The organism is Rouxiella sp. WC2420, assembly GCF_041200025.1.
Classification (GTDB): Bacteria; Pseudomonadota; Gammaproteobacteria; order Enterobacterales; family Enterobacteriaceae; genus Rouxiella.
Genome location: NZ_CP165628.1, coordinates 4584405 through 4596461, shown reverse-complemented (window position 1 = coordinate 4596461; position 12057 = coordinate 4584405). Strand labels below are relative to the sequence as shown.

Here is a 12057-nt window from a genome sequence, read left to right as displayed (position 1 = left end):
CGTCTCCTTAATTCAGTTCGCGGATATCGGCAAAGTGACCGGCAACCGCTGCGGCTGCTGCCATAGCGGGGCTGACCAGATGAGTCCGGCCTCCGCGACCTTGACGGCCTTCGAAATTACGGTTGCTGGTAGAGGCACAGCGCTCTCCTGGATTCAGACGATCGTTGTTCATGGCGAGGCACATCGAGCAACCCGGTAAACGCCACTCAAAACCGGCATCGATAAAGATCTTGTCCAGACCTTCCTCTTCAGCCTGTGCCTTGACCGGGCCGGAACCTGGTACCACAATCGCCTGTACGCCTGCCGCCACCTTGCGCCCTTTGGCAACCGCCGCCGCCGCGCGCAGATCTTCTATGCGCGAGTTGGTACATGAGCCGATAAAGACTTTATCGATAGCCACGTCGGTCAGTTTAATGCCCGGTTGCAAGTTCATATAAGCTAAGGCTTTCTCAGCCGATGCCCTTTCTACCGGGTCACTGAAAGAGGCCGGATAAGGTATCGTTTGGTTAACGCCCATCACCTGCCCCGGGTTAGTTCCCCATGTCACCTGTGGCGCAATATCCGCTACGTCCAACGTTACCACCTGATCAAACACTGCGTCAGCGTCGGATTTAATGGTTTCCCAATAGGCCACGGCGTCGTCCCAATCCTGGCCCTTCGGCGCAAACTTGCGGCCTTTCAAATAGGCGTAGGTCGTTGCATCAGGAGCAACCAGACCAGCTTTGGCACCCAGCTCGATCGACATATTGCACAGGGTCATACGACCTTCCATGCTCAATGCTTCAACTGCCGGTCCGCAGTATTCCACTACGTGACCAGTACCACCGGCGGTGCCAGTTTTGCCAATCACGGCCAAAATAATGTCTTTGGCCGTGATGCCGACCGGCGCGTCGCCGACAATTTCAATCTTCATGGTTTTGGCGCGCCCCTGTTTCAAGGTTTGCGTCGCCAGTACGTGTTCGACCTCCGAGGTGCCGATACCAAAGGCCAGTGTGCCAAAAGCTCCGTGAGTCGAAGTATGTGAATCACCGCAAACCAGCGTCATGCCCGGCAAAGTCAGCCCCTGTTCAGGACCCATCACGTGGACAATGCCCTGGAATGGATGCTTCAGGTCGTATAATTCAATGCCAAACTCGGCGCAATTCTTGATAAGTTCCTGCATCTGAATGCGCGCCATTTCACCGCTGGCATTGATATCTTTAGTCTGCGTTGAAACGTTATGATCCATGGTGCCAAAGGTTTTACCCGGCTGGCGCACGCCACGATTCATCGCTCGCAGGCCGTCAAAGGCCTGCGGGGTGGTAACTTCATGAATCAGATGACGGTCGATATAGAGCAACGGAGTTTCGTTTTTAGCTTCGTAAACCACGTGCGCATCGAATAATTTTTGATATAACGTTTTGGACATTACGCCCCCTCGGCAACAGCACTCGCGATGATGTCGCCCATTTCGTTGGTCCCTACGGCGTGGCCACCATTTGCCAAATCGCCGGTACGATGACCCTGTTCCAATACCTGGTTAACCGCTTGTTCAATCGAGCTTGCCGCTTCTTCAGCGCCCAGGCTGTAACGTAACAGCAATGCCAGTGACAGGATTTGCGCAATTGGGTTGGCGATATCTTTACCCGCGATGTCTGGTGCAGAACCACCAGCAGGTTCAAACAGGCCAAACGCCTGCTCATTCATGCTGGCAGAAGGTAACATGCCCATAGAGCCGGTAATGATCGCGCATTCGTCAGACAGAATATCGCCGAACAGGTTGGAACAAAGCATGACGTCGAACTGTGACGGATCCTTGATTAACTGCATGGTCGCGTTATCGATATACATGTGCGTCAGAGTCACGTCCGGGTAATCTTTTGCCACTTCGCCGACCACTTCACGCCACAAAATTGAAGATTGCAAGACGTTGGCTTTGTCGATTGATGTCACTTTATTACGGCGTTTACGTGCAGATTCAAACGCAATGCGAGCAATACGCTCAATCTCGTAACGGTGATAAACTTCTGTATCAAAGGCTTTCTCGTGCTGACCCTGACCTTCACGCCCTTTTGGCTGACCGAAATAGATGCCGCCGGTCAGTTCGCGTACGCACAGAATGTCGAAACCGCGTGCGGCAATATCGCTGCGCAGCGGGCAAAACTCTTCCAGACCCTTATAAAGACTGGCAGGGCGCAAATTGCTGAACAGCTTGAAGTGCTTGCGCAAAGGCAGTAATGCCCCGCGCTCTGGCTGAGAGTCGGCGGGCAGATGTTCCCACTTCGGGCCACCCACTGAGCCGAATAAAATCGCATCGGCCTGTTCACAGCCAGCAACGGTGGTCGCAGGCAGCGGCGTGTTGTGTTTGTCGATAGCCGCGCCGCCGACGTCGTATTCACTGGTGGTGATGTTTAAACCAAAACGCTGGCGAACAGCTTCAAGCACCTTATAAGCCTGAGCCATAACTTCTGGGCCAATTCCGTCGCCGGGCAATACAGCAATATGATGGGTCTTACTCATGTTCACACCGTTTCCTGATTATTTTGTTTGCTATTCAGTTTGTCGTTCTGATTATCATTCAATGAGTTACGATCGTTTTGCAGGCGTTGTTTCTCTTTTTCTACCTGCTTGCTGCGCCAGATACTGTTCAGCACATGCACCATCGCTTTCGCAGAGGATTCAACAATATCTGTTGCCAATCCAACTCCATGAAAACGACGCCCTTGGTAGGACACAACAATATCAACCTGACCCAGCGCATCACGCCCATGACCTTTCGCCGTCAGCTGATATTTAATTAACTCAATGTCATAACCGGTGATGCGGTTGATGGCTTCATAAACTGCATCGACCGGACCGTTGCCAATAGCAGCTTCGGTCTGAATTTCTTCACCGCAGGCCAGATTCACCGAGGCAGTCGCATTGATGCTAGAACCAGACTGCACGCTGAAATTGTCCAGACGATAGAATTCAGGCTCTTCCTGCTGTTTATTAATAAACACCAGCGCTTCCAAATCATAATCGAAAACCTGACCTTTCTTGTCGGCCAGTTTCAGAAACGCGCTATACAGGTGATCCATATTATAGTCTGACTCTTTATAACCCATTTCCTGCATGCGATGCTTCACTGCGGCGCGACCCGAGCGGGAAGTCAGGTTCAATTGTACCTGATTCAGGCCAATCGATTCCGGGGTCATAATCTCATAGTTTTCACGATTTTTCAGAACGCCGTCCTGATGAATTCCCGATGAGTGAGCGAAGGCATTGGAGCCGACAATCGCCTTGTTACCTGGGATTGGCATGTTAGTTATCTGGCTGACTATCTGGCTGGTGCGGTAGATTTCTTTATGATTGATATTGGTATGCACCTGCATGTAATCGGAGCGGGTTTTAATCGCCATGATCACTTCTTCCAACGCGGTGTTACCAGCGCGCTCGCCGATACCGTTAAGCGTGCCTTCAACCTGACGAGCACCAGCTTGAATCGCTGCAATAGAGTTGCCGACCGCCATGCCCAAATCGTCGTGACAGTGGACGGAAATCACTGCTTTATCGATGTTTGGCACACGCTCATACAAATTAGTAATGATTCCGCTGAACTGGTGAGGCGTGGTATAGCCTACAGTATCAGGAATATTGATAGTGGTAGCTCCGGCTTTAATGGCGGCTTCGACCACGCAGCACAAATTATCCAACGGCGTGCGTCCCGCATCTTCACAAGAGAATTCAACATCATTGGTGTAGTTACGGGCGCGCTTGACTGAGTGCACGGCCATCTCCAATACCTGATCAAATGAGCGTTTCAGCTTCGATTCGATATGCAGGGTAGAGGTTGCCAAAAATACGTGGATACGGAAAGCTTCCGCCACTCGCAGAGCCTCGGCGGCGACATCAATGTCTTGATCAACACAGCGTGCCAGAGCACAAACTCGGCTGTTTTTGATCTGGCGGGCGATGGTCTGTACCGATTCAAAATCACCGGGAGAAGAAACAGGGAAGCCAACTTCCATCACGTCTACCCCCATTCTTTCCAGAGCAATGGCGATTTGCAGCTTGTCTTTAACACTAAGGCTAGCCTGCAGTGCCTGTTCACCATCACGCAGCGTAGTATCGAAAATAATGACTTGTTCACTCATGTCTATGTTCCTTGTCGAGGTTATTTTCGCGCTTTGCGGATAAAAAAAAACCCGCGCATTTGCGCGGGTTTGCTATTTGTGGAGGCTGAAATCAGTTCTTGCTTTCACCCACTGGCATACCGCGCAATGATTCTGCGTTGAGTAGTAGGCCAAGTAGACGGGTGAATTTTAACATTTCGATTTCAGCTTCTCTGTAATTGAGTGGCGTTGTGCCAGTGCTTTAAATTGATACTTGAATGCGGAGTTGATGTCAACTCTTGTGTGCATTCACAGGCGAAAAGGTAATATAAAGGGTAAGGTTTTAATCCGGAATAAAACTCTGAAAATACCTGCTTCAACAGTGAATCAAGTTACCCGAGCATTTTTATCGCTAAACAGAGCCAAATAATCAGGTTTTTCTCATAAATAAAAGGTCTCTGATAAGGATTATCACGAATTACTCAGATAGAAATTTAACCTTTTGCGGTAGTTTATTACATCGTGGATAAATAATCACAGGGTTACAGCTGATAAATAGCGAGCTAATCGCGTTGGTTTAGGTGTTGCTTCAAATGGACTTAACTTTTAATGTGGGAGGCGTCATGACTGACATTATTTTAGATAAAACGCAGAGTAAAAGAATTCCTGACAATAAAGTACAAGTCAGCCATGAGGATAACCATCTACGCCGTGCAGATTTAAATTTATTAACCGTATTTGACGCGGTGATGCAATTGCAAAATATAACACGTGCTGCACGGATGCTGGGAATGTCGCAACCGGCAGTCAGTAATGCCGTTTCCCGATTAAAAAATATGTTCAGCGATGAGCTATTTGTTCGCTCAGGTCGCGGTATAGAACCTACTGCACGTGCTCATCAACTTTACGGACCGATTCGTCAGGCTTTGCAACTGGTCACTAATGAGTTACCCGGCCTGTGCTTCGATCCTCAAACCAGTCGCAGACAGTTTGCCATCACTATCAGCAGCCCGCTTGACCTGCTGCTGGCCCCCAAGATTCTTGGCGTGCTCAAGCAGCATTCGCGCAGCGTGACCTTGAATATTGGATCACTGATTAGCGATAATATCGAAAATCAACTCCGCTATCAGGAGCTTGAGTTTGTTATTGATTACCGCAGCATTGACCGTGCCGACTATTATAATCAAAAGCTTTTCGAAGATGAGCTTGTGTTGATTTCCTCTAATAATCATCCGCGAATTCAGCAGCAGGCTAGCCAGTCCTATTATTTTAAAGAGAAACATGCGGTTGTCAGACTTAATGGGCCGTCATCATTTAGTTTCCCTTATTATAATAAGCCCGAAACCCATAAGAGAGTTTGTTATCAGGGGGCGAGCCTGTTCAGCGTAATGGAAATTGTTTCGCAAACTGAAATGATAGCAGTCGTGCCTAAGTGGCTATCGCAGCAGAGTGCAGAAAGATTAAATTTGAAAATTGACCGCTTGCCATGGATTAATAATAAAATAACCAGTTATTTATCGTGGCATGAATCCGCGAGTAAAGACAAAGGACATCTGTGGATGAAGGAGTTGTTGATGCAGAATATAAGCCTGCCATAAGGGCTTTTTTGTAGTTTTTTATACTGGCAAAGTTGCGTTGTGATTTTTTTTACCAAACGGCTTGCGGCAGCTTAACCTACTTTTATTTTCTTTTAAAAACCAGCCACGCGAGCCCGGTTATTATGGCGTCTGCTTCAGGTGTTTATTTGAAAATCAAGAAAAGACTTGGATTCTTAACCTCATAGCGTGATGAAGATCACTTTTTGTTATATAAAAAATATGCCCTAATGGGGCATAATTTAATTCTGTAATTAACTCCTTCAGCGTTATATCCCCCACTAGCAGCGCCGCTTGTATGGTTTATTATTCCAATAACTATGATAAATGCAGCGGCTCAAAATAGCCTTGTAGTTTCTATGGTTTTTTGTCGTTTGCCTGACCTAAATTCTGACGTTAAGGTAATCAGTTATATTCAGAACATTAAAACAGTACAGAAGGGTGCCAAGCCCTCATATCCGGGATTAGGGAACGATTTCCGACATCCATTAGAAACGAGTCGTCACAAATAAGAAGACAAGCCTGGAGGCAAACCCATGGAGATGTTGTCAGGAGCCGAGATGGTCGTCCGGTCGTTAATCGATCAGGGCGTAAAACATGTATTCGGTTATCCCGGCGGAGCGGTGTTGGATATCTATGATGCCCTGCACACGGTTGGCGGGATTGATCATGTGCTGGTGAGACATGAGCAGGGCGCAGTGCACATGGCCGATGGCTATGCGCGTGCGACGGGAGAAGTCGGCGTAGTTCTGGTCACTTCAGGACCTGGCGCAACCAATGCCATTACCGGTATTGCCACTGCTTATATGGATTCCATCCCCATGGTCGTGCTTTCCGGTCAGGTTCATAGCTCGCTGATTGGCTACGATGCCTTCCAGGAATGTGACATGGTCGGGATTTCTCGTCCTATTGTGAAACACAGCTTCCTGGTCAAGCGTGCGGAAGATATTCCAACCGTTCTGAAAAAAGCGTTTTATCTGGCATCTACCGGCCGACCTGGGCCGGTGGTTATTGACCTGCCGAAAGACGTGGTGAACCCGCAGATTAAGCTGCCTTATGCCTATCCAGAGCAGGTTTCGCTGCGCTCTTACAACCCAACGGTGCAAGGCCATCGTGGGCAAATCAAACGTGCTTTGCAGACTTTAATGGCAGCGAAAAAGCCGGTGCTTTACGTCGGCGGTGGCGCAGTGAATTCCGAGTGCAGCGCCGAATTGCTGACGCTGGCGGAAAAATTGAACCTGCCGGTAACCTCAACGCTCATGGGCCTGGGCGCTTTCCCCGGCACTCACCGCCAAAGCGTGGGCATGCTGGGTATGCACGGTACTTACGAAGCCAATATGACCATGCACAATGCCGATTTGATCTTCGGCGTGGGCGTGCGTTTTGACGACCGTACCACCAACAATCTCGAAAAATACTGCCCTAACGCGACCATCATGCACATCGATATTGACCCTACTTCGATCTCGAAAACAGTCAATGCTGACATCCCAATCGTTGGTGATGCCAAACAAACGCTGGTGCAAATGCTTGAGTTGCTGGAAACCGCCGAAGAGAAGCAAGAATTCGATTCGCTGCGTGACTGGTGGCAAAGCATTGAGCAATGGCGGGCCAAGAATTGCCTCGGTTACGATAAAAACACGGGTACCATCAAACCACAGGCAGTGATTGAGACATTGCATCGTCTAACCAAGGGCGAAGCTTACGTTACTTCCGACGTCGGCCAGCATCAGATGTTTGCGGCCCTTTATTATCAGTTTGATAAACCGCGCCGCTGGATAAACTCCGGTGGCCTCGGCACCATGGGCTTTGGTTTGCCCGCCGCGCTGGGTGTCAAACTTGGTCTGCCGGATGAAACGGTAGTCTGTGTTACCGGCGACGGCAGTATCCAAATGAATATCCAGGAGCTTTCAACCGCGCTGCAATACGATTTGCCGGTGGTAATCGTTAACCTTAACAACGGCTATCTTGGCATGGTGAAGCAGTGGCAGGACATGATTTACTCGGGTCGCCACTCTCAGTCTTACATGCAATCGCTGCCTGATTTCGTCAAACTTGCTGAGGCGTACGGTCACGTCGGGATCGCCATTCGCCATCCTGACGAGCTCGAAAGCAAACTGGCCGAAGCGCTGGCGTTAAAAAATCGTCTGGTATTTGTCGATATCAGCGTGGATGAAACCGAACACGTTTACCCAATGTTGATCCGTGGCGGTGGAATGGACGAAATGTGGTTAAGCAAAACGGAGAGGACATAATCATGCGCCGGATTTTATCAGTACTGTTAGAGAATGAATCAGGCGCACTGTCTCGCGTTGTCGGGCTGTTCTCCCAGCGCGGTTATAACATCGAAAGCCTGACCGTGGCCCCGACCGACGATCCTACTCTGTCGCGTATGACTATTCAGACTGTGGGTGATGCCAAGGTGCTGGAACAAATCGAGAAGCAGCTGCACAAGCTGGTGGACGTGTTGCGTGTAAACGAACTGGTGCAGGGAGCTCACGTCGAGCGTGAGATCATGCTGGTTAAACTGCAGGCTTCAGGCTATGGCCGCGAAGAGATTAAACGCTCTACCGAGATTTTCCGTGGGCAGATTGTTGATGTGACTGCTACGCTTTACACGGTTCAGCTTGCTGGCACCAGCGACAAGCTCGATGCCTTCCTCAACACGGTACGTGACGTTGCCGAGATTGTTGAGGTTGCTCGCTCGGGCGTGGTCGGTGTGTCACGCGGTGATAAGGTGATGCGCTAATATTGCCATTCGGGATGATTAAAACCCCCTTCATCGCTAAAAAGCTCAACTCCGGTTGGGCTTTTTTATTTTTTATTATTCCGTGCGCATTCCCTGACTTTTCACTATCGGGCTAAGGGGTTATGGTAAAACACCTTGCCGAGTAGGGTCTTATTGGGTTAGATATTCAGGGTATTTACTTTTATTAAGGGGTTCTTGGTGAAACTGGATGAAATCGCGAGGTTAGCGGGTGTTTCGCGTACGACTGCCAGTTATGTTATTAACGGCAAGGCGAAGCAGTATCGTGTCAGCGATAAGACAGTCGAGAAAGTCATGGCTGTCGTGAAGGAACATAACTACCACCCAAATGCCGTTGCGGCAGGACTGCGCGCAGGCAGAACCCGTTCGATTGGGCTGGTCATTCCCGATTTGGAAAATACCAGCTACACAAAAATTGCTAATTTTCTGGAACGTCAGGCGCGCCAGCGTGGCTATCAACTGCTGATCGCCTGCTCGGAAGATCAGCCAGATAATGAAATGCGCTGTATCGAGCACCTGCTGCAGCGTCAGGTTGACGCAATTATTATTTCTACTTCACTTCCGCCGGAACATCCTTTCTATCAGCGCTGGGCAAAAGATGATTTCCCGATCATCGCCCTCGATCGCGCTCTGGATCCCGAGAACTTTATCAGTGTCGTCGGCGCCGATCAGGAAGATGCGTTTATGCTGGCCGATGAGTTGCGTAAATTCCCTGCCGAAAGCGTGCTGTATCTTGGCGCACTGCCTGAGCTTTCTGTTAGCTTCCTGCGTGAATCAGGTTTCCGTCAGGCATGGGAAGGCGACTCGCGTAAGCCAGATTATCTGTACGCCAATGCCTACGATCGCGATTCAGCTGCTCAAGTTTTTGCCGAGTGGCTCAAAACACACGAGATGCCGAAAGCGTTGTACACCACGTCGTTCCAACTATTGCAGGGCGTTATGGATGTCACGCTAAAACAGCAGGGCAGGTTACCCGCGGATCTTGCTATTGCTACCTTTGGCGACAACGAACTGTTGGATTTCCTCGAGTGTCCGGTGCTGGCCGTGGCGCAGAGACATCGCGATGTGGCAGAGCGCGTGCTCGAACTGGTGCTTGCCTGCCTCGATGAACCTAGAAAGCCAAAAGCCGGCCTGACCCGTATTCGTCGTAACTTATTCCGTCGCGGCAGTCTCAGCCGTAAATAGTTTCCGGGTTCAGATAATGAGTATCTGCATTTCTGAACTCGCCCCTTCCGGCTTTTTCTGCATTAACCCTAAACTTTACAAAACAATACTTTTGAATGGCTGAAATTGCGGCGAAAAGATTTCGACAATTCTTAAAAAGCCACCGTCGATTAAGATTAAGAGCAATCTCACACAAATTATTATTTGAAAATGTTTTCCCTCATAAAAAGAGAATAATCAATTTCAAAAATACGTTAATACTGTGAGCTATTCTGCTGTAGAATTCCCGGCTTAATTTGGCCCGGCAATTTTAGTCATGTCTTTTCAGGCGCTGAAAGCTGCGGCAGGAAGGGCTGTCACGCGGTATGAAGCATTTTTAACGGCACGACAAGTGTCGGGGACTATTAAGCAATATGCAAAGTCCGTGGTTTTAAGAAATGAGAGATCGATAGCAGAAGAATATAAATAGATAAATAATGTCCAAATTGTTTTCTTTTTGAGCATTATTATTATTTAAATGAAATTTCCTCAACTAATCATGACGTTATTTTTTAATCCCTCTGGTTAAAAACACAGTTCACCGGTTTTTGCTCAACTTATTGCCTGTAAATATTCAGAAACCTTGGCCTCTCTGGCTTGACAAGGTTTTAAAACCATCCGTAAACTCCTTCAAGTGGGAATTTGTGGTGTAAAGTGGTGAAAAGGGTCATTGAGGGGTAGCTCAGGTATGTTCCGTGGGGCAACGATGGTTAACCTCGACAGCAAAGGGCGGCTTGCCGTACCCACCCGATATCGGGATTTGCTGAGCGAAGAGTCGCAAGGTCAGATGGTTTGCACCATCGATCTCCATCACCCATGCCTGCTCCTTTACACCCTGCCTGAGTGGGAAGTTATTGAACAAAAATTGTCCCGTCTGTCGAGCATGAATCCGGTAGAACGCCGCATACAGCGTTTATTACTGGGTCATGCAAGTGAATGTCAGATGGATAACGCCGGGCGCCTGCTTATCGCAAACACATTGCGGCAGCACGCCGGGCTGGCCAAAGAAGTGATGCTGGTTGGGCAATTCAACAAGTTTGAATTGTGGGATGAACAGACCTGGTATCAACAAGTTAAGGAAGACATTGACGCTGAACAATCGTCTCGCGAACCACTTTCCGAGAGATTACAGGACTTGTCATTATAAGCATGCTTGAAAATTACAAACACACATCCGTGTTATTGGATGAAGCCGTAAACGGGCTGAATATTCGCCCAGACGGTATTTACATCGATGGAACCTTTGGTCGCGGCGGTCATTCGCGACTGATTTTGTCACAGCTGGGGCCGGAAGGGCGACTGCTGGCAATCGATCGCGATCCACAGGCGATCGAAGCCGCCAAAGCGATTGATGATCCACGTTTCTCAATTGTCCATGGCCCGTTTTCCGACCTTGCACAATATGTTCACGAACGCGAATTAGCAGGCAAGATCGACGGAGTATTGCTGGATTTGGGCGTCTCCTCGCCGCAGTTGGACGATCCTGAGCGCGGTTTCTCTTTCATGCGCGATGGACCATTGGATATGCGCATGGATCCAAGCCGAGGATATTCAGCTGCTGAATGGCTGATGAAAGCCGAAGCCGACGATATTGCCTGGGTTTTGAAGACTTTCGGCGAAGAACGTTTTGCCAAACGCATTGCCCGCGCCATTGTTGACCGCAATCGCGAACAGCCAATGACCCGCACCAAGGAGCTGGCCGACCTGATTGCCAATGCGTCACCGTTTCGTGAGAAGCACAAGCATCCGGCAACGCGCAGCTTCCAGGCAATACGTATTTATATCAACAGCGAACTCGAAGAGATCGAGCGCGCGCTGGACGGAGCACATGAAGTTTTAGCACCGGATGGCCGTTTGTCAGTGATCAGCTTCCATTCGCTGGAAGACCGAATTGTGAAACGATTTATTCGCCAGCACAGCCGTGGGCCGCAGGTGCCAGCGGGTATCCCGATGACTGAAGCTCAGCTACAAAGCCTTGGTGGTCGGACCCTCAAATCTTTAGGCAAGATGATGCCTTCTGAGGCTGAGGTGGCTGAAAACCCTAGAGCACGTAGCTCAGTACTGCGTTTTGCCGCGAGGACCGCGTAATGATAGGCAACGAGCGTCATGGTTTGGTGGGAGTTATTTTTGGCGACATCCTGCGCCACGGAAAAATTCCCATGATCCTGCTGATCTCCAGTTTGGTCAGTGCCATGGCAGTCGTTACCGTATCGCATAAAACGCGATTACTGACAGCCCAGAGGGAACAACTGGTGCTTGAAAAAGATGCGCTGGATATTGAATGGCGCAACCTGATCCTTGAAGAGAACGCCCTCGGCGATCACAGCCGGGTAGAACGTATCGCGACCGAAAAATTGCAAATGCAACACGTTGACCCCTCACAGGAAACCATCGTAGTGCAGCAATAAATTAATTCGGC

10 protein-coding genes are annotated in these 12057 nt (G+C 49.3%); 7 read left to right on the top strand and 3 right to left on the bottom strand.

All coding sequences use genetic code 11. The annotated features are described in order from the left end of the window. Positions 1 to 7 precede the first annotated feature (7 nt). Genes leuC through leuA form a run of 3 tightly spaced genes read right to left on the bottom strand, consistent with a single transcriptional unit; the run spans position 8 to position 4115 of the window. Positions 8 to 1408 carry a 3-isopropylmalate dehydratase large subunit gene (leuC, locus tag AB3G37_RS21205; RefSeq protein WP_009634709.1) on the bottom strand — a complete coding sequence of 467 codons (1401 nt, stop codon included), beginning with the start codon at positions 1406 to 1408 and terminating at the stop codon, positions 8 to 10. Continuing rightward, a complete protein-coding gene (gene leuB, locus AB3G37_RS21200) occupies positions 1408 to 2499 on the bottom strand; it encodes a 3-isopropylmalate dehydrogenase (RefSeq protein WP_369789007.1) in 1092 nt (363 codons plus the stop codon). The genes leuC and leuB overlap by 1 nt, the downstream gene beginning before the upstream one ends. 2 nt (positions 2500 to 2501) lie before the next feature. Then, complete coding sequence (leuA, locus tag AB3G37_RS21195) at positions 2502 to 4115, bottom strand: 2-isopropylmalate synthase (RefSeq protein WP_369789006.1); 1614 nt, start codon at positions 4113 to 4115, stop codon at positions 2502 to 2504. Between the two features lie 581 nt (positions 4116 to 4696). Between leuA and leuO the strand changes: the two genes are divergently transcribed. The 7 genes from leuO to ftsL all read left to right on the top strand — a co-directional run bounded on the left by leuO (position 4697) and on the right by ftsL (position 12046). Then, positions 4697 to 5671, top strand: coding sequence for a transcriptional regulator LeuO (gene leuO, locus AB3G37_RS21190; protein ID WP_369789005.1), 975 nt, complete (start codon positions 4697 to 4699; stop codon positions 5669 to 5671). Positions 5672 to 6204: 533 nt separating this feature from the next. Beyond that, a complete protein-coding gene (gene ilvI / locus AB3G37_RS21185; protein ID WP_369789004.1) occupies positions 6205 to 7923 on the top strand; it encodes an acetolactate synthase 3 large subunit in 1719 nt (572 codons plus the stop codon). Positions 7924 to 7925: 2 nt separating this feature from the next. Continuing rightward, complete coding sequence (ilvN, locus tag AB3G37_RS21180) at positions 7926 to 8417, top strand: acetolactate synthase small subunit (protein WP_009634704.1); 492 nt, start codon at positions 7926 to 7928, stop codon at positions 8415 to 8417. Between the two features lie 198 nt (positions 8418 to 8615). Continuing rightward, the gene (cra, locus tag AB3G37_RS21175) at positions 8616 to 9620 is read left to right on the top strand and encodes a catabolite repressor/activator (RefSeq protein ID WP_009634703.1); all 1005 of its coding nucleotides are present in this window, start codon (positions 8616 to 8618) and stop codon (positions 9618 to 9620) included. A gap of 706 nt (positions 9621 to 10326) precedes the next feature. After that, positions 10327 to 10785: a division/cell wall cluster transcriptional repressor MraZ gene (gene mraZ, locus AB3G37_RS21170; protein ID WP_009634702.1), complete on the top strand. Its 459-nt coding sequence runs from the start codon at positions 10327 to 10329 to the stop codon at positions 10783 to 10785. A 2-nt stretch (positions 10786 to 10787) separates the two neighbouring features. After that, entirely contained in the window at positions 10788 to 11726 is a 939-nt protein-coding gene (gene rsmH, locus AB3G37_RS21165) for a 16S rRNA (cytosine(1402)-N(4))-methyltransferase RsmH (protein ID WP_009634701.1), read from the top strand. Then, positions 11726 to 12046, top strand: coding sequence for a cell division protein FtsL (ftsL, locus tag AB3G37_RS21160; RefSeq protein WP_009634700.1), 321 nt, complete (start codon positions 11726 to 11728; stop codon positions 12044 to 12046). Before rsmH ends, ftsL begins: the two co-directional genes overlap by 1 nt. The last annotated feature ends 11 nt before the right edge of the window (positions 12047 to 12057 follow it).

Bases quoted from the DNA above. Each gene is read 5' to 3' on its own strand.
- rsmH (WP_009634701.1), top strand. From the start codon at position 10,788: ATGCTTGAAAATTACAAACACACATCCGTGTTATTGGATGAAGCCGTA.
- leuC (WP_009634709.1), bottom strand. From the start codon at position 1,408: ATGTCCAAAACGTTATATCAAAAATTATTCGATGCGCACGTGGTTTAC.
- leuB (WP_369789007.1), bottom strand. From the start codon at position 2,499: ATGAGTAAGACCCATCATATTGCTGTATTGCCCGGCGACGGAATTGGC.
- mraZ (WP_009634702.1), top strand. From the start codon at position 10,327: ATGTTCCGTGGGGCAACGATGGTTAACCTCGACAGCAAAGGGCGGCTT.
- ilvN (WP_009634704.1), top strand. From the start codon at position 7,926: ATGCGCCGGATTTTATCAGTACTGTTAGAGAATGAATCAGGCGCACTG.
- ftsL (WP_009634700.1), top strand. From the start codon at position 11,726: ATGATAGGCAACGAGCGTCATGGTTTGGTGGGAGTTATTTTTGGCGAC.
- leuO (WP_369789005.1), top strand. From the start codon at position 4,697: ATGACTGACATTATTTTAGATAAAACGCAGAGTAAAAGAATTCCTGAC.
- leuA (WP_369789006.1), bottom strand. From the start codon at position 4,115: ATGAGTGAACAAGTCATTATTTTCGATACTACGCTGCGTGATGGTGAA.
- ilvI (WP_369789004.1), top strand. From the start codon at position 6,205: ATGGAGATGTTGTCAGGAGCCGAGATGGTCGTCCGGTCGTTAATCGAT.